Genomic DNA, 18,371 nt, shown 5'->3' on the forward strand with positions numbered 1-18,371 from the left:
GCGTCGCTCAAAGAACCGGTCCCGCGCGGGGCGGGACAACCTTACAAATCGATGTCCGCGGCGATTTTGGCCGCGCTGCGTTCGGCGCGCTTTCTATATTGCGCCCAACGCTCCGAAGACCAGAGTTCGATCCGGGAGTCCATTCCCACCACCGTGACATCCCGGCGAATGCCGGCGTAGCGCCCGAGCGATTCGGGGACCAAGAGGCGCCCCTGTCCATCCACGTCCGACAAGATCGCTCCCGAAATCAAAAGCCTCTTGAAAGCGCGCGCGTGGGTTTTGTCCGCAACGGGCAGGCCTTCCAGTTTCGTTAGAAGTTTCCGCCATTCGACCTCCGTGTAGAGGGCGATGCACCCTTCCAATCCCCGCGCGAGGACAAATTGCCGAACGCCGTGGCGCAGCCGCGCGGGCAAGGCCAGGCGGCGCTTTTCGTCCAACGTGTGTCGGTGCTCACCGCCGAGGAACATTCGCCCGTTTTCTCCACTTTTCCACACACTTCACCACTTGACTCCACTTTCTCCCACCGCGCTCAAGCATAGTGAAGCCCCGGACGTTTGTCAAGAAAAATTTATTGGGATGGTGGTCGGTCGAAAACGGTCGGAAACCGCTACGAAACGCGGCGGGCGGGCACGCCCGCCCAGGTTTCCCCGGGCGGCACACGCGTGCCCCGTTCGACGTGGGAAAGGGGAGCGATGGTGGCGCCCGCGCCGATGACCACCCCCGGGGAAACGACGCTGCGGGGCCCCACGGCGGCCCCGGCGCCGATGTCGACGGTGCCGACCACAATGCCTTCCTCGGTCACGTCGACGGGCAAGGCCAGGCTGTCGAGCCCCAACATGGCCAGGCGCCCGAGCGAGACGCGGTGCGGGTCAAGAACCGTCCCGCCCACGGACAAAACATCGGCCAACGACACCCGGGCCCCGAGGGTCCAGAGAAATACCTTCCGAAAAACCGGGGGCAACAACCCGTTCTGATAATGCAGGAAAAGGACCGTCACACACAGGAAACCGTAGAGGCGCCAGCGGAAAACGGCGACCGCTCCCCCCCGGGAATCGTGAACCCCGATGGGCACCGGCCAAACGGTCCGCATGATTTTCAAAACCCCCAAGGTGAGGACAACAAGCCCTGCGTAAAATACCAAAAGCCCCGCGAAGGGGTCCGGGGCCCATATTCCCCGCACCGCGAACGCGCTCCCCGCCGCCGCGCCCATCAAACCCACCAGAAGACCCGCGGACCACAGGACATCCCGGCCTTCGGTCCGGAACACGCCCGTCGCCGCCCCCGGTCGCGCCTGCCCGCTGGGGCGCGCTGGAATGCCCCGCCAAATTTCGCCCGGGGGAATTTCGGTGCCGGTGGTCACCAACGACAGCGCGCCCACCCGTGCGCCCGCGCCCACCCGCGCGCCCGGCATGACCAACGCCCGCGGTCCGATGACCGCGCCCTCCTCCACCACCACGCGCCGCAGGTGAAGAGTGTCGCTCGTCAAGGCGTGGGGCAGAAGGAGCGCGTCGTGCGCGATGACGCTGCCTGGCCCAAGCGCGGCGAAAAAAGGATCCTGGATCAGGCCGCTCATGGACCGCATCCCGCCCCCCGCGCGCACGCGAGCGCCCAACAAACGGCAGAACCACCGGCGAACCGGCGCCGGCAGAAGACCGTTTTGGTATTGGAGAAAGAGATTCGTGATGCACAAAAAACCGTGCAGGTTCCACCGGTAGCACACCCACGGATGTTCGGAAAAACGAAAGGCCCCTTCCCGGAACGGAAAGAAAGCGCGCAGGCCGGCGAGAAAGGCCAGGGTGGCCGCCACCAATAAAACGTAAAACGAAATCGATGTGATGAAAACACCCGCCCCGAGCCGGGCGACCCCCCAAGCCCCGGTGCCGGCGAGGATCAGCAAGCCCGTTTCAACGAGCGGGGTCAACACCCAATCCCGCCAGCCCGTGAAAAAACAGGACCCTTCGTCTCCCCCCGGCGCCCCCTCCCCCATTTTCTTGGCGGGCACGCCACCCCACACCTCCCCGGGCAGGATTCGGGTTCCTTCCGGGACCCACGACATCGCCTTCACCATCGCGCCGGCCCCGATCTCGACCCCCGGCCCCACCACGCACCGCGCCCCGACCACCGCGCCCCGTTGCACGCGAATCCGGCGAAGGGTGAGGTGCGTGGCCGAGACTTCGTTGGGGATCAGCAGGGCCTCGTGGCCGATCAAGGCGCCTTCTTCGATATCGATTAGATACGGGTCGACCGTCAACCCGCCGATGGAGATCAACCCCTTGCCGACGCGGGCGCCGAGCCAGCGGGAAAAAAACTTTCGCACGGGGGGCGGCAACAAGCTGTTTTGATAGTGAAGGAACAAATTGGTCATGCAAAGGAAATTGTGGAGTTTCCAACGATAAAAAATCCAAGGGCGCTCACGAACAGGAAATCGGCCTTCTTCAAAAGGCCACCCGCGCCGCAACGCGGCCAGGAACGCCGCCGTGGAGGCCATCAGCGTCCCGTAAAACACGACGGCGGAGACAAAAAATTCGGAGGGCCGCCAACGGTGAAGGGCGATCGCCGCGCCCGCCGATAAGGCGAGCAGGGCCAGTTCCACCAAAGGCGTGAGGACGTAATCCCGCCAAGTGAAAAACCCAGGGGAGGACGGGGGCTTCGCCATCGGGCCGGCGCCGGGGTTCAGTCGCCGGCGCGCGCGCCGGGGCGTTCGGGCAAAAGACGCCGCCACCACCGCTCCGCGCCGTGAAGACGGGCTTTCAGCCGTCGATCCGGGGACACGGCGACGACACCGCTCACGGACGGCGTCAAACGGACGTGGAGGACGCGACGACCTTCGTGGGTGAAGGATTCTTCGATCGGCGCCTCAAAAGGCCGCGGGCCGGCGTCGTCCACGGGCCCCAACAAACGGGCCAAATACTGACCGATGTCGCGGGGGTCGACCACGCGGACCCAGAGGGCGTCCCCCGGCCCGAGGGCCTCCGCCGCGGGGCCGTCGCCGTCGTCGACCGCCTCCAGGGCGAGCCGCAAGGGCGCCTCCCGCGGGGCGACGGGCGCCTCCACCGCGGCCTCGCTTTTCAACGGCAGGCGGCGAAACTGATCGACGTCCACGACGTCCACAGCGGTGGCCGTGGTGAGCGCGGCCCGCCCGAAATGGGCGGTGAGCATTTCGTCCAAGAAACCCGACAACGCGCCGGCGCTTTCATCGCGCAAGGCGGTGAACAGGCGTTGGCGTTGGCTTTCCACGCGGCCGACCAGCGCGCGTTCCAGATCCTGGCTGGCCTGTTGCAGCGTGCCTTCGGCAAGCCGCCCGGCGTAGAGGGCCCGCTCGAATTCGTGCCAGGGCTCGGCAAGGGGCGTTTCGTACAGGGCCGGGTTGTAGGAGAGAACGGCGCGCGCCCGGAAAAGGTGTTCGCGCCGGCGATCGGCGATCAAGAGCACGAGACCGTATTCGTGGCGGGCGCCCTGGGCGAACTTTCCTTTCACGACCACGATGTCGCGCAACAGCGTGCCGATGGTCCGGACGGCTTTTTCCAAATCAAACCCCGCGAGGGACATGGCCAATTCCGCCTGGCCGCGCTCGCAGCCGGTTTCATCCATCAGCAATTGAATCTTGTCGTGAAGGACCCGGTCAGGCACGGGGGTGGGCGTCGTCGTAAACCCGCCGAAGGCGTTGGGGGGTGACGTGCGTGTAGATTTGTGTGGTTGACAAATTCTTGTGGCCCAGCATTTCCTGGACCGAGCGCAAATCGCACCCGCGGTCCAAGAGGTGCGTCGCGAAAGAGTGGCGAAGCAAATGGGGGTGGGCCCCCGTCACCCCGCCCCGGCGTCCGGCGCGCTCCACCACGCGGCGCGCGGTGCGAACCTCCAGGCGGCGGCCGGCGCGGCCCACGAAAAGCGCCGCGGCCAAACCGGTGGACGTCCGCGACAACAGGTCCACGCCCCGGCGGGACAAGGTTCGGCGCAGAGCCCCAAGCGCGCGTTCCCCCAAAGGAACCACACGCTCCCGCCGACCCTTGCCGAAGACCCGAAGCGTGCCTTCCCAGGGGTCCACGTCCCCCACGTTGAGAGCGACCAATTCTCCCACCCGAATCCCAGCGGAATAAAACAACTCCAACACGGCCCGGTCGCGGTCGTCGCGCACGGGATCGGGACGCGGCGCCGCCGCGTCGCCCAGAACCCGTTCGACCTCGGCTTCGGACCAAAAGCGGGGCAATCGACGCTCGGGTTTGGGGCGGGGCAGGCCGTCCGTCGGGTTGTCGGACCGAAACCCTTGGCGCTTCAAAAACCGGAAAAAGGCCCAGAGGGCTTCGACTTTGCGCAGCAACGTCGCCCGGCGCCAAGGCCGCCGGCCCCAGGCGGCCAGAAACGCCCGCAAGGCGGCGCGGTCGACTTCCGCCAGGGAGCGGTCGCCGCGCTCGCGCCAATGGGCCGTGAATTCGGCGACGTCCGCCCGGTAGGCGCGGCAGGTGGCCGGCGCGAGGTTCCGCTCGGCCCGGAGGTACATCCCGAACCGCTCGAGGGCCTCGTCGGCCTTCATTCGCTTTTCGGAAAGGGTTTGATGTTCCGGCATTTGGGGAACCCGGAACAGGCCAGGAACGGCCCCCGTTTGCCCACGCGCTTCCACATCATGCGCTCGCACTTCTGGCACTTGAACTCGGTGGGCTCGGGTTTGGGCCGGACGATTTTGTTGCCATCCTTATCGACGGAAAACGTGGTCTTGCAATCGGGGTACCCCGAGCAGGCGAGGTAACGCGTGGGGCGGCGGCCAAAACCACGGCCCGTGCGCATGAGCATGGGCTTGCCGCAATTGGGGCAAATTTCGTTTGTGGGCTGGGGAACGACTTTTTTTCCCTGCCGGTCCACGGGGAACGTCGTTTTGCATTCCGGGTAACGGGAACACGCCATGTAGCGGCCCGCTTTGTTTTCGCGGATTTCCATGGGCGAGGCGCACTTGGGGCATTTCTCGTCCGTGGCGATCGGCTTGATTTCCACCTGGACCATTCGTTTTTCGGCTTTCTTCAAATCCGCTTCAAAGGGGCCGTAAAAATCCCGAATGACGTCGGTCCAGGCCGTTTTCGACTCGGCGATGTCGTCCAGCCGGTCCTCGATTTTCGCGGTGAACCCCACCCCCACGATGTCGGGAAAGTGTTCGACCAACTGCTTGTCCACGGCCCGCCCCAGAAGGGTCGGGTAAAACCGGCGCTCCTCCAGCCGGACGTAGGCCTGCTCGGCGATCCGTTGGAGCGTGGGCGCGTACGTCGAAGGACGGCCGATGCCGTGCTCTTCCAACGTTTTGACCAAACTGGCCTCGTTGTAACGCGGCGGCGGTTCCGTGAAATGCTGTTCGGGTTTCAACTCCTTGAGCAAGACGGTTTCCCCCGCCACCAAGGGTGGAAGGGCCGTGGACGGTTCGGCGTCGTCTTTGGCCGCGTCGTCGTCCGCCACTTCGCCGTAAACGGCGAGGTAACCGGGAAATCGGAGCGTGTGGCCGGTGGCCCGGAAAAGATAACCGTTGGCTTCGATGTCGGCGGTGACGGTGTCGTACACGGCGTCCGCCATCTGACTGGCCATAAACCGCTGCCAGATCAATTCGTAAAGTTTAAACTGGTCGGGCTCGAGGAACGCCCGCACGGAACCCGGGGTGCGCGCGGGTTTGGTCGGACGGATGGCTTCGTGGGCTTCCTGGGCGCTCTTGGCCTTGGTCCGGTATACGCGGGGTTTCGGAGGCAAATGATCGGCGCCGTAGCTTTTGCGGATCACGGCGGCGGCTTCGGTTTGGGCGACCTTGGCGACGTTCACCGAATCCGTGCGCATGTAGGTGATCAAGCCCTCCGGACCGGCGCCCTTCTCGACCTCAATGCCTTCGTAAAGCTGTTGGGCGACCACCATCGTGCGCGCCGCGCCGAAACGGAGCCGACGGGAGGCGTCCTGCTGCAAGGAGGCGGTGGTGAATGGCGCGCCCGGGGAACGCCGGCGTTCCTTGGGGTCGACCGTGGCCACGCGGTAGCTCGCGCCTTTCAGGGCGGCCAGGACTTCGTCCACCGAACCCTTGTGGCGGAAGGAGAATTTGTTGAATTTCGTCTCGCCCCGGGCGGTGAGACCGGCGCTGAAGGGTTGCGCCTTTTTTTCCAACAACGCCGTGAGGGTCCAATACTCTTCGGCTTTGAATTTTTCGATTTCTTCCTCGCGGGCGCAAATCAGCCGCACGGCCACCGATTGCACACGGCCCGCGGACAACCCCCGGCGGATTTTGTCCCACAGCAGGGGCGACAGGCGGTACCCCACCAGCCGGTCCAGGACGCGGCGCGCGACCTGCGCGTGCACCAACGATTCGTCGATGTCGCGGGGATTTTTGACCGCCTCTTCCAAGGCTTCCCGGGTGATCTCGTGGAACGTGATGCGTTTCGCTTTCGACTTGGGGAGTTTCAAAATCTCGCTCAAGTGCCACGCGATGGCCTCCCCCTCGCGGTCGTAGTCCGTCGCGAGGTAAACCCGATCGGCCTTTTCCGCCAGGCTTTTGAGTTCGGCGACGATTTTCTTGGCGCGCGGCAGCGAGACATAGGACGGCTCAAAATTTTTTTTCACGTCGACGCCCAGGGTTTTGGCGGGGAGGTCCCGAATGTGCCCGTAGGAGGCGCGAATGACGAAGTTTTTGCCCAACATCTTACCGATGGTGCGTTCTTTCGTGGGCGACTCAACGATCAACAGGGATTTGGCCATGATGGTTTCCTTTGCGTTTAATGCGCCACCCGCTCGGTGCGCACAAATTGTTTTCCCGGCAATTCCCGGGCCAGCCCGGCCAACTCCAAAGCGAGGCAAGCCGGACCAATTTCGGCGGGCCCGAGGCCCGCCCGCGACGCCAAGGCGTCCAGTCCGGCGGGCGTGTGGTCCAGCGCGTCCCACAACCGCCGCGCGCCCGCCGAGAGGGTTGGTCCCGGTTCTTTTTCAGACAGAGTTCCCGCGGACTCCACCGGTCGGGAAACCGCTTCCCGCAGGACCGCCAATTCGTCCAATATTTCAGTCGCGGACGACACCGGCTTGGCCCCTTTTTGAATCAACCCCAGAGGGCCACGGCTCAACGGCGAAAAAATCGACCCCGGCACAGCGAACACATCCCGACCGTATTCCGCCGCCAAAGCCGCGGTGATCAAGGCCCCGCTTCGCTCTTTGGCTTCCACCACGACCACGCCCAGGGCCAAGGCCGCGATCAGCCGGTTCCGCCGCGGAAAGTTTTCCGGCGACGGACCTTCGTCGCACGGGTGTTCCGAAACCACCGCCCCGCGTTGAATTATTTTTTCCGCCAAGGGACGGTGCTCCCGAGGGTAAAACCGGTCCCACCCGCTGCCCAATATCCCCACGGTCCGGCCGCCGGCTTTCAACGCGGCGCGGTGGGCCTCCCCGTCGACGCCGCGCGCCAAACCACTGACCACCGTGACGCCGGCCTCAGCCAATTCGGTCGAAAGACGGGCGGCCGCGGCCAACCCGTAAGCCGTGGGTTGACGGGACCCCACAATGGCGACCCCGCCTTCGTCGCCCGGCGCCCAACGCCCCCACACAGTCACCCCGATGGGGGGGTCGTACAAAAGACGAAAAGCCGCGGGGTATTCCGAATCGGCCGAGGTGAGCCATCGGCCCCCGGTGGCCGCGATCCGCTCTTTTTCTTCCTCGGCGCGGGATAACGCATCGGACTCGCCCCCACCCGAAGGGCGTTGGGCCGGGCCAAGACCTTCCACCGCGGCCCAGGCCCCGGGGTCGGCTGCCCAGGCCGTTTGCGCCGAACCAAACGCCGACAAAAGACGACCAAAACGAACCGGCCCAAGCCCGGGGCAGAGGCTCAGGAGCAATCGTGCGTCGTTTTCATCAACGGGAAAAGTCACGCGGCCCTCCCGGGAAATCCCGCCCGAGGTTCCCCCTAGAGGCCTTTTAAAAACTCAATGTTCTTTTTTACAGAAACCGCGTAACGGCCCTCGGGGTACTCCTCAATGTACTTCTCGTATTCCTGGCGGGCGCGGGCGAAGTTTTTGAGCCGCTCGAAATTTGACGCCACACCGTACAAGCAAGCCTCCGTGTGCGGGGAGTCGGGGTAAAGAACCACCACGCGTTCGTACATGGATACGGCGCGGTCGGGGCGGTTGAACAACTCGTGGAAACTGCCCAGGGTGTAAAGCAGAGCGTCGCCCTTAAATGTCCTGGGGTGCGCATCGATGTAGCGGGCCAACCCGTCGCGCGAGATCCCCCGGTTCCAACCGTAGAAAACCCCGGCCACAAACAGCGCGAAAAGGAGAAAGCCTCGCCGCAATTGTTACCTCGAGAGAAACTTGACGATGTCGCCGATGCGAATCGGCTCGAGGCTGTTGGTCACCACGGCGGTGCATCCCTCGTCGGAAATGTGCCCGGTGATCACCACCGTGCCCACCCGTTTGACCAAACGGCCCGTCGGCTTTTTCAGATAAGGGTCTTTGACTTTCCGCCCCACGCGAAACACGTGGGCCACCATTTTGGATTTGACGCCCGCCGAAGCCCCCACGTTGAGGTACACGACGTCGCCCTGGGAAATCATCATTTTGAGTTCCCGATCGCGGATGATGTATCCATCGTACTCCCAATTTTCGTCCGCGATGAAGGTGTCGGCGACGCCGCCCATAAACCCGGCGCCCGCCGCCGAAACGGCTTTCTTCTTCGCCGCGGCGACCGCCGAGGTAATCTCCTCCGCCTCATTGACGGCCGGGGGGGCCGGTTCGTCGATCACCGCCGTGTCCTCGGCCGACGGCTCCGCCGCCGGCACCGGCTCCGGGTCGGTCGCGGGCGCCGTTTCCGGACCCGCCGCGAAAGAGGGGTCCTCCACCACCGGGGCGGGGGTTTCCGCGGGCGCGTCCATCGCCGCCGCCGCGTCGCGGCTCGGGATGACGAGCTCCTGGTCGGGGTAGATCAAATCCGGGTTGGTGATCCGCGACCGGTTCGCGTCATAGATCTTGGGCCATTGAAAAGGGTCTTGCAGGTAAGATCCCGCCAGGTCCCAGAGGGTGTCCCCCGTCACGACGCGGTGCGCCGCGGCGTCCACCGAGACGGCGGTCGGGCCGGAGGTTTCCACGCGGGCGGGCGCGATCGTCGTCATGGCCGCCGGCGGTGGAACCACCGCTCCTTCGGTCGGCGTCGGGGCGATGACCGTGGCGTCCGGAAGAGGGGGGGACGAATCGGCCGTGGGGGCTTCGATGGCGGCCGTGTCCACGGGCGGAGGAGGCATTTCAATGTCAGTCCCGTCCTCCATTTCGTCCGCCCAAACCGGGGGCGAGAACGCGAGCAGCAGGGCGAGAATGCGAAGAAGCTTCATGAAGTCCTCCTCCAAAAAAGTCAGGATCGTGCGTCTGGAAACGTTCTCGGCGGGCCAGGTGCGCGGTCAACATTCCCTACATATATACAACGTGCTGAAATCTTTATAATGCAAAATCCTTCAGATGTCAAGGGCGCCGGGATTTTCCGATCTTAGGAACCCCAACAGGCGATCCTTTTCCTCCCGCGTGATCCGACCCGTCCGACACCAGCGTTCCAACGCGCGGGCCACCGCGGGTCCATCGCGTCTGTTTTCGCCCGAGTCGATCACAAACCCCGGCTTTTCCGCCCGCGCGACCCCCGCCCGAAAGGCCACCGCCATACCGACCGCGCCCAGGCACACCAGCAGAACAAAGGCCGTGATCAAGCGGAGGGACCCGGGGTTTCCTGCAACCGGGAAAAATCGGCCAGGGGCGCAAAACACCGGCGGACCAGCGACAACAAGCCCAACCGCGTCCGGCGCCGATCGACGTCGGGGTCCATGACGACCACCCCGGTGAAAAACCGGTCCACGGGTTCCCGCAAGGCCACCAAAGCGGAAAAGGCCCCGGCGAAATCCCCCGCCGCCATCGCCGCGCCCACACGGCCCGACACGGCGGTTAAAACCTCCAGCAGGTTTTTCTCTTCCGGCGACGACAACCGTTCCGCCACCCCTTCGCTTTCGATCGATTCGCCTTTTTTTTCGGCCTGTTTCAACAGGTTGGCCGCCCGCTTGAAGGCGGCCGAGAGGGGTTCAAAATCCGGGTGACGACGCACCGCGCGGAGGGCCTCCAGACGTTTTCCCGCATCGACGACCCGTTCGAATCCGGCGGCCAGGACGGATTCGGTCTCATCGAAACGCGCGCCGCGCGCCTCGGCCAGGGCGGCCCACCGTTGGCGCAGAAAATCCAAGAGGGCACGGCGACCGACCGCCTTGTCCCCCAGGGAATCCGGCAACCGGGCCAAGGCCTCGTCCACCAAAACCGGCAACGACACCGGCCACGCCCGCTCCTCCAGAATGCGCAAAAGCCCGATCGCCGCGCGGCGAAGACCGTACGGGTCCTGGGATCCCGAGGGTATTTTTCCGATCAGAAAATTTCCGGCCAAGGTGTCGAGTTTGTCGGCCACGGACACCAACGCGGCGACGTCCTGCCCGGGCAGCGTTCCTTCGGCGGTCAACGGCCAATAATGACGTTCCACCGCTTCGGCCACGACCGGGTCCTCGCCGTCGGCGGCGGCGTAGATCCGTCCCATGACGCCCTGAAGCTCCGGGAACTCCCCCACCACCCCGGTCGTCAAATCGGCCTTTGCCAAAAACGCCGCGCGACCCGCCCGCTCTTTCACCGCCGGCGGCGCCCCCACGCCCGCCGCCAACACACCGACGAGCGCGACGGTGCGATCGGTTTTGTCTTGAAGACTGAGTTTCGGCGAGAGGAAGGCGATGCCCGCCAAATCCCCCACCCGTTCGGCCAAGGACCGCCGCCGGTCCTGCTCAAAGAAAAACGCCGCGTCGGCCAAGCGGGCGGCCAACACCCGCTCGTACCCCTCGCGGACCACCGATTGGTGGTCCGACAGGCCGTTGCGAATACCCACGAAATGAGCGGTGAGCGCGACGCCCGCGGCGTCGGCGAACACCGGAAAATATTTTTGGTGCTTTTTCATGGAGGTGACCAGGACTTCGGGCGGCAGCGCCAGGTGTTTTTCGTTGAAGCGCCCCAGGATGGCGACGGGGTGTTCGACCAACTGCGTGACCTCGTCCAACAAATCGTGGCACCGCTCCAGGGGCACGTGTCCGTGGACGGCTTTGACCGCCTGGTTGATCTGTTGGACGATGAGCGCCCGCCGTTCGGACGGGTCGACGATCACGCAATGGTTGCGCAGCAAGGACACGTATTTGGCGGGGGCCGGCACGTCGACGGGTTTGGGAGCGTGGAACCGAAGGCCGCGGGTCTTCTTGCCCGATTTCACGCCGGCCACGACCAGAGGAACGACCTTGGTTCCGTGCAAAGCCAACAGCCAACGGATCGGTCGCGCGAAGGCCTGGAGCCCCTCTTCCCACACCATGCTTTTGGGGAAGGTCAGCCGGGCCACCCAAGCGGCCACCAATTCCGGCAATAATTTTTCGGTCGCCACGCCGGGGAACCGCTTGACCGCGACCAAACGCGGGCCCCGGTCGGTGTCCTTGACCCCCACATCATCGAGAGAGACCCCCTGCCCCCGGGCGAAACCGACCGCGGCGGGCGTCCAGGCCCCATCGGCGGCTTTCGCTTGCGCGACCGAAGGCCCGAGGGCTTCGGTCGTTCGGTCTTGGGATTTGTCCGCGAGTCGCTCGACCATCACGGCGAGCCGCCGGGGCGTGCCCCAGGTCCGCGCCTCGGCGAAAGCCAAGCCGGCCTCCGCGAGGGAGGCTCGGACGGCCGATTCCAACGCCCGCAGGGCCTCGGGGATGAAGCGGGCGGGAATTTCCTCCGTCCCGATTTCCAACAAGAGGTCTTTCACGCGGGCGCTCCGGTCTGGGTTTTCACATAGGACTCCGCCGCGCGCCGCGCCAACCCGCGCACCCGGGCGATGTACGTCACTCGTTCCGTGACGGAAAGGACCCGGCGGGCATCCAACAAGTTGAACAAATGGGAGCATTTCATGACCGCGTCGTAGGCCGGCAAAACGAGCTCTTTGTCCAACAAACGACGGGCTTCGGTTTCCCAATCGTCGAAGTGGCGACGGAGTTGGGCCACGTCGGCTTCTTCGAAGTTGTAGCGGGAGAACTGCCGCTCGTCTTCGAGGTGGACTTGACCGTAGGTGGTCGTGGGCGTCCACAACACGTCGTAGACGCTGTTCTTTTTTTGGGAATACATCGCCAGCCGCTCCAACCCGTAGGTGATTTCGACGGAAATAGGCCGTAAATCGATGCCGCCGACCTGTTGAAAATAGGTGAATTGGGTGATTTCCATGCCGTCCAGCCACACCTCCCACCCCAGTCCCCAGGCCCCCAAAGTGGGGGATTCCCAATCGTCCTCCACAAAACGGATGTCGTGGCGCTTGGGATCGATGCCGATGGCTTTGAGGGACGCGAGGTATTGTTCCTGAATGTCGGCGGGGGCCGGCTTCATCAGCACCTGGTATTGATAGTAATGCTGGAGCCGGTTGGGGTTCTCGCCGTAACGACCGTCGGTGGGCCGGCGCGAAGGTTCCACGTAGGCCGCGGCCCAGGGGCGGGGACCCAGGCAACGCAGGAACGTCGCCGGGTTGAAGGTGCCCGCCCCTTTTTCGATGTCGTAGGGCTGCCAGAGCAGGCACCCCCGCTTGGCCCAGAATTTGTGAAGCGCCAGGATAATGTCTTGGAACGTCATGGGACCCGTCGCAGCCCTTTCGTTTTGGCTTGAAACCGCTCCAACGCGCGCCGGTGCCCCCAGGTTTTCAAAGGGCGGCCGAAATACGGAGCGAGCCATTGTACAACTTGTTCCTCCACCCGGGCGAGCTCCGCCGGGCCCCCCTCGCCCGGGGCCGCCGACTCGAAGTCCCAGGCGTCCAGTCGACGGCAGAGTTCGGCGGCCGCCCCCCCCGGCAACCGCGCGTAGCCCGCCAAGCGGGCGGCCTGCACCAAGAACGCGGCCGCCGCCGCGGGGACGCCCCGCCCGATGGCCATTAACGCCCGGCAGAGAAGTTGGTGTTTGTCCGCGTCGGGCTGAAGCAGCGGGGTCAGACGGTCGACGACTTCGCAGACAAAAAGCGCGGTGGTGGCGCGGACCCAATCGCCCCGGCCGGGCACGCCGGCGTCCAAAACGCCGCCGGTCACACGGCCCGACGCGGCGCCCGGCGGCAACCAAAGACGGAACCGCGCCCGGGCCCCCGGTTCGGTGGCGGCCGCGAGGCGGGCGCCGGGGCGGCGCGCGCCGGTCGCGCGCGCGTAGAGACGCCCCAATTCCCGCGTGTACAGCGTGAGGCGCCGGTCCGTTTCGGAGAGGGCTTCCGCGGCCAAGACGACGGCGTCCACGTTGACGTTCACGCCGGATCCGGCTCCCGGGCGATGTCGCCGACAATGGCCTCCAAGGCGTCCTGCAACGTCACCAAACCCAACACCGCCCCGAACCGGTCCACCACCAAAGCCATGTGGTGGTGCCCTTTGCGGAATTCCCGCAGCAACTCGGCCAACGACATTTCGGGCGCGACGCGCGGCAAAGGGCGAATCAAATCGTCCGCCGCGATAAGCGCCGCGCTGCGGCGTTCGGCCAGCAAATCTTTGGCGTAAATCAACCCCTGGAGGGCGTCGAGAGACCCCCGGTGGGCCGGGACCCGTGAATGCCCGGAGGCCAGGACTTTCTCAAAAAGGGCCGTCCGGTCCAGACGGAGATCCACGGCTTGAATGTCGGCCCGGGGAATCATCACCGACGTGACCGGACGATGGCCGAATTCCACCAAATTTTCCAAAACCCGCTTGAACGGCCGGTCCACCGAGGCTTTCTCCAAAAGGTGCCGGAGGATCGCCGAGTCCCATTGCGCCTTCTCGGTGCGGACCGTGCGGGACATAAACGACAACGCGCGGCCCGTTCGCCGGAGGAGCAAATCCATTAAAGGACCAAAGCGTTCGGCAAGGAAACGCGTCATGGGCGCGAGGGCGAGCGCCAGGGGTTCCGGGCGCGCCCGCGCGGCGACCTTGGGGGCGACTTCGGCCAGCAGGATCACCAACAGGGCGGTGAGCGCCGGGAACAACACACGCCCCTGCGCGAAGGGGATCCCCAGGAGCGCCACGGCGTCCAGCGCCAGGGACACCGAAAGCACGCCGAGCCCGGCGTTGGCCACGTTGTTCATGAGCAGGAGGGCCGCCAGGGCGCGGTCGGGGTCGCGGCGCCAAAAATCCAATTTTCCGGGGCGGTGTTTGTCGAGACGGTCCAACTGCAATCGGGACAAACTCATGAAGGCGGTTTCCGCGAGTGAAAACAGCGCACTGACCACCAAGATCGCGGCCGCCGCGAACAGTTTGAAAAAAAACTCGGTCACGCGGGGCCGTCCGTGCGTTCGCGGTCGTATTCATCGAGGATGTCACCGACGATCTGCTCCAACAGGTCCTCGAGGGTCAAAAACCCCCGCTCTTCCCCGGCCGGCGTGCCCACCAGGGCGAAGGGATCGCCGCTCCGGCGGAATTCCTCCAACAGATCCACGACCCGCGTCGCGGGCGACACCCAGCGCAAGGGGCGTATGAGCCCGTCCAACCCGACCCCCGATTCCGCGTCGCCCTCCCGCAGGACGTCGAAAACGTTGACGTACCCGACAGGGCGATCACCGCGGGTGACCGGCACCCGGGTGCGGCCCGTTTCCACCAGCAGGTCCAAAAATCGTTCGCCCCCGCCGGGCCGATCGAGGACTTCGAGGGGCAGGCGATCCAAATTCCCCGCCGGCCGCGCGATGTCGCCGACGGTTTTCTGCGTGAGCGCCAGGGCCCGGTGGAACATTTCCCCCGACTCCCGGGACAAATGCCCGGCGGCCGAGGATTCGGCCGCGGCCTGTTGCAATTCCTCGAGGCTCACCACCTGAAGGGGGTTGACCGGCGCGCGGTGCAAAGACGGCGCCCACCGCGACAAGGCCCAGTCCAGCGGCCGCCAGAGAAAGGACAGGGCCCGGGTCGCCCGCGTCATCAAGGGAAGGGCCCACACCGCCACCCGTTCGCGGTAGGTGCGGCCGACGATTTTGGGCACGATGTCCCCGCCCACGAGAAGGACCGCCGTGACGAGCAACCACACCGTCCAGTGGACGACCACCGACGGAAAAACGCGGTGCAGGGGGATGGCCGCCAGCGCGGCCAAACTGGAAAACGCCACGTTCACCAGGTTGTTGCCGATCATAAGGACCGTCAAAAGCCGGTGCGGTTTTTCGAGCCATTCCTGGAAATGCGGCAGGAGGACGGGATCAATGAAGGCGAGTTTCTTCATGCGCACGGCGGAGAGGGCGGTCACCGCCGCCTCCACCAACGCGAAATAGGCCGAGAGGGCCAGAAAAGCGGCGAGGGCCGCCGCCTCCAGGAGGATCATTTCAACCGGGCGCGGGCCATCACCCGCCGAACCAGGGGCTCCTGGGCGGCCCACATGCGGGCCCGGGGGACCGGCGTGTAGTCGGTGTGGCCGAGCAGGTGGAGCGTCCCGTGAACAGCCAAACGGACGATTTCCTCGTTGTAGGTCACGCCGAACCGGCGGGCGTTCTTGCGGGCCTGGTCAACGGCGATGTAGAGGTCCCCGAACGGGGTGTCCGCCGCCCGGCGGCGGCGTTCGCCGGGCGCGGGTTCGTGGCGGAAAGCAATCACATCGGTGAAGCGGTCCGTCTTGCGGAAACGCACGTTCATTTTTCGAAGATCCCCGCGGGACGTCCACACCACGTTCATCTCTCCGCCCCGGCGACGGCCCAGGGCCGCGCGCACGCCCCGCGCGGCGTGCTTTTCGGCCGCCGGACGACGGGCGCCCCGTGTCCAAAAAGCGATTTTCACCGGGGCGGCGCGGCCGTGCGCTGTTCCAGGTCGGTCTCGTGGCTGGTGGGGTAACGCACGCGCGTGTGGTAAACACCGACCAAGGTGTTCACAAAGCTGTCCTTGACCCTTTGGATTTCGGCCAGGGTCAGGGGCACCTCGTCGAATTGTCCGTCGATGGTTTTCCCGTCGACGATGCGGTTCACGTGGTCCGTGAGGCGTTGATGGGTGGGGTCGTCGAGGGAACGGGAGGAGGCCTCCACCGAGTCCGCCAACATCACGATGGCGGTTTCTTTCGTGCGCGGCCGGGGGCCCGGGTACCGGTAAAGGTCTTCATCGACGTCCTCGGACCCTTCCGTCTGTTCGATGGCCCGACGGTAGAAATATTCCACACGCGAGGTCCCGTGGTGTTGGGCGATGAAATCCGTGATGCTGTGGTCGAGGTTGTAACGCGCCCCGAGGGCCAAGCCGTCTTTGACGTGGGCTTGGATGACGATGCGCGACATGTTGGGCGGCAACAACTCGTGGGGATTTCCCAGAGCGCCTTGGTTTTCGACGAAATATTCCGGCTTGACCAGCTTCCCGATGTCGTGGAAATAGGCGCCCACCCGGCAGAGAAGGCCGTTGGCGCCCAGACGTTCGGCCGCCGCCTGGGCGAGGGAGGCGGTGATCAAGGAATGGTGATACGTCCCGGGGGCTTCCACGCTCATTTCTTTCAGCAGGGGGTGATTGACGTCGGAGAGTTCCAGGAGCCGGATGTCGGAGAGACGGGAGAAAAACAACTCAAGGAACGGCAAAAGACCCAGGGCCAACAGGGCCGAAGCCGCGCTGGCCACCCCCGCCCACTTGACGCCGAACACCCAGGTCCCGGCGGGGAGGCGCCCCAGCAACGACAACATTCCCAAAGCCGCGACCTGGCCGATAAAAATGAACAGGCCGGCGACGAGGATATCGCGGCGCGTGCGAACGCGGACGGACCGGGCGATGCCCGCCATTCCCCCGAAACAGACCACAAGCGCCCCCTCCAAAGAAAACGCGTTGAGCAGGCCGAAGACCAAGGAAAGAACGAGCGTCAACACCACCGCCACGCGGGGGTGGAGCAACACGGCGGTCAGCACGCTGACGCCCGCTAAGGGCAGGCCGTAGGGCGACACCCAGGTTTGTCGCCGGGCCCAATCCAACCACACTTCGGTCCCGAGGACCCCCGCCACCGTGAGAACCCCCAACAGGGCCACGGCGTCGGCGTTTTTAATGATGTCCGGATGGTCCTGACGCAGGTAGAGGGAGAAAAGGAAAACCAGCGCTCCCGTGAGGATCAGCGCGGCGCCCAACGGGCGCGCGCCCCACCCCAGCTCCGAGACAAGCACCAACGTCAAGAACACCCCGACCACAAACGCCACGACGCCCGGGGGGATGTGGATTTCCCGCTCCAGGAACACGCCGGCGCGCGGTCCCGACAGCGGACCGCTGCGCTCCGTCCAGTGCAGCAGTCGGAGGAGGAAAGGACGGAGGAAACGGTTGATCAACGTCTTTAAAAAATTCGGCATCAGGCCTCCTTGCGGCGGTGCTCCCAGGCGTCGTAGGCCGCGATCACCCGCCGCACCAGGGGGTGTCGCACGACGTCGGATTCGGAAAACCGGACGAACTCCACGCCCTCCACCCCGCTCAGGACGTCCTGGACCTGGACAAGCCCCGAGGTCGCCTTTTTTTCCAAATCGATTTGCGTGACGTCCCCCGTGACCACCATGCGCGACCGGTTGCCCAGGCGGGTCAGGAACATTTTCATTTGCTCGGCGGTCGTGTTCTGGGCCTCGTCCAATAGGACGAACGCGTCGTCGAGGGTCCGGCCCCGCATGTAGGCGAGGGGAATGATCTCGATGATCTCTTCCTCGCGCCACAGGCGGAAGCGTTCGGCCCCCACCATGGCGTGGAACGCGTCGTACAACGGTTTGAGGTAAGGGTGGACCTTTTCGTAGAAATCCCCGGGCAAAAAACCCAGCTTTTCCCCCGCCTCGACCACCGGCCGGGTGAGCACGACGCGATTGACGTCGCCGCGTTCGAGGGCGGCCACCGCGGAGGCCACCGCCAAATAGGTTTTGCCCGATCCCGCCGGGCCGATGCCCACCACGAGATCGCGTTGGCGAATGGCCTGGACGTAGGCCTCCTGGGTGGCGGATTGAGGACGCAGGGGTTGTCCCGTCACGGTCACCAAGATCGCCCCCGCGGGAACGGGCCCCCCCGGCACGCCCGCGGCGGGGACTTCGAGCAAGGACAACGGCGCCCCGTGCTGGCGCGAACGCGCGGCGTGGCGCTTCATCTCTTCGAGGGTGGACAACGCCTGCTCGACGGGTTTGGGGCGGCCGCGCACGGCCAGCGTGAGCCCCCCCTCGTCGATCCGGTCCGAGGGGCGGACGAAAATTTGCACGTTGAAACGGCGTTCGATTTCTTTGAGGTTGCGGTCGTGCTGACCGAAGAGGAGGACGGCTTCTTCTTGGTCGGCCAAGGCCAGTCGGCGGGTCACCACGGGCCCGGCCCCCCCGGTGCGGACGCCGGCCGACCCCCGCCAACGTCAAAACGGGGGGGGCGAAACGTCGGGGAGACGCTCTTCCCTGGG

General features: G+C 65.2%; 16 protein-coding genes and 1 pseudogene. All 17 read right to left on the reverse strand.

Features of this window, described 5'->3' with window-relative positions; genetic code table 11:
* Positions 1-41: 41 nt before the first annotated feature.
* The gene (gene mraZ / locus IPI56_08495) at positions 42-467 is read right to left on the reverse strand and encodes a division/cell wall cluster transcriptional repressor MraZ (protein ID MBK7545763.1); all 426 of its coding nucleotides are present in this window, start codon (positions 465-467) and stop codon (positions 42-44) included.
* A 140-nt stretch (positions 468-607) separates the two neighbouring features.
* Entirely contained in the window at positions 608-2,722 is a 2,115-nt protein-coding gene (locus IPI56_08500; GenBank protein ID MBK7545764.1) for a hypothetical protein, read from the reverse strand.
* The gene (locus IPI56_08505) at positions 2,674-3,630 is read right to left on the reverse strand and encodes a hypothetical protein (protein ID MBK7545765.1); all 957 of its coding nucleotides are present in this window, start codon (positions 3,628-3,630) and stop codon (positions 2,674-2,676) included. Before IPI56_08505 ends, IPI56_08500 begins: the two co-directional genes overlap by 49 nt.
* The gene (locus tag IPI56_08510) at positions 3,623-4,564 is read right to left on the reverse strand and encodes a tyrosine recombinase XerC (protein MBK7545766.1); all 942 of its coding nucleotides are present in this window, start codon (positions 4,562-4,564) and stop codon (positions 3,623-3,625) included. Before IPI56_08510 ends, IPI56_08505 begins: the two co-directional genes overlap by 8 nt.
* Positions 4,528-6,714, reverse strand: a complete 2,187-nt coding sequence (topA, locus tag IPI56_08515) for a type I DNA topoisomerase (protein MBK7545767.1) — start codon at positions 6,712-6,714, stop codon at positions 4,528-4,530. The genes IPI56_08510 and topA overlap by 37 nt, the downstream gene beginning before the upstream one ends.
* 17 nt (positions 6,715-6,731) lie before the next feature.
* Positions 6,732-7,871, reverse strand: coding sequence for a DNA-protecting protein DprA (gene dprA, locus IPI56_08520; GenBank protein ID MBK7545768.1), 1,140 nt, complete (start codon positions 7,869-7,871; stop codon positions 6,732-6,734).
* Positions 7,872-7,906: 35 nt separating this feature from the next.
* Complete coding sequence (locus tag IPI56_08525) at positions 7,907-8,293, reverse strand: tetratricopeptide repeat protein (protein MBK7545769.1); 387 nt, start codon at positions 8,291-8,293, stop codon at positions 7,907-7,909.
* Between the two features lie 3 nt (positions 8,294-8,296).
* On the reverse strand, positions 8,297-9,325 hold the full coding sequence (locus tag IPI56_08530; GenBank protein MBK7545770.1) for a LysM peptidoglycan-binding domain-containing protein: 1,029 nt from the start codon (positions 9,323-9,325) through the stop codon (positions 8,297-8,299).
* Between the two features lie 120 nt (positions 9,326-9,445).
* Entirely contained in the window at positions 9,446-9,691 is a 246-nt protein-coding gene (locus tag IPI56_08535) for a hypothetical protein (GenBank protein ID MBK7545771.1), read from the reverse strand.
* A complete protein-coding gene (locus IPI56_08540) occupies positions 9,688-11,802 on the reverse strand; it encodes a glycine--tRNA ligase subunit beta (GenBank protein MBK7545772.1) in 2,115 nt (704 codons plus the stop codon). Before IPI56_08540 ends, IPI56_08535 begins: the two co-directional genes overlap by 4 nt.
* Before the next feature lie 23 nt (positions 11,803-11,825).
* Positions 11,826-12,653, reverse strand: a pseudogene (locus IPI56_08545) (glycine--tRNA ligase subunit alpha).
* Positions 12,650-13,309, reverse strand: a complete 660-nt coding sequence (locus tag IPI56_08550; protein ID MBK7545773.1) for a recombination protein O N-terminal domain-containing protein — start codon at positions 13,307-13,309, stop codon at positions 12,650-12,652. The pseudogene IPI56_08545 and the gene IPI56_08550 overlap by 4 nt, the downstream one beginning before the upstream one ends.
* Complete coding sequence (locus IPI56_08555; GenBank protein ID MBK7545774.1) at positions 13,306-14,301, reverse strand: DUF21 domain-containing protein; 996 nt, start codon at positions 14,299-14,301, stop codon at positions 13,306-13,308. Before IPI56_08555 ends, IPI56_08550 begins: the two co-directional genes overlap by 4 nt.
* Complete coding sequence (locus IPI56_08560) at positions 14,298-15,329, reverse strand: DUF21 domain-containing protein (protein ID MBK7545775.1); 1,032 nt, start codon at positions 15,327-15,329, stop codon at positions 14,298-14,300. Before IPI56_08560 ends, IPI56_08555 begins: the two co-directional genes overlap by 4 nt.
* A complete protein-coding gene (ybeY, locus tag IPI56_08565) occupies positions 15,326-15,778 on the reverse strand; it encodes an rRNA maturation RNase YbeY (GenBank protein MBK7545776.1) in 453 nt (150 codons plus the stop codon). The genes IPI56_08560 and ybeY overlap by 4 nt, the downstream gene beginning before the upstream one ends.
* A complete protein-coding gene (locus tag IPI56_08570) occupies positions 15,775-17,304 on the reverse strand; it encodes an HDIG domain-containing protein (GenBank protein MBK7545777.1) in 1,530 nt (509 codons plus the stop codon). Before IPI56_08570 ends, ybeY begins: the two co-directional genes overlap by 4 nt.
* Positions 17,304-18,278 (reverse strand): PhoH family protein, encoded by a 975-nt coding sequence (locus IPI56_08575; protein ID MBK7545778.1) that lies wholly within the window; start codon positions 18,276-18,278, stop codon positions 17,304-17,306. The genes IPI56_08570 and IPI56_08575 overlap by 1 nt, the downstream gene beginning before the upstream one ends.
* Positions 18,279-18,371 lie beyond the last annotated feature (93 nt).

Source organism: Elusimicrobiota bacterium (assembly GCA_016706425.1).
Classification (GTDB): Bacteria; Elusimicrobiota; Elusimicrobia; order FEN-1173; family FEN-1173; genus JADJJR01.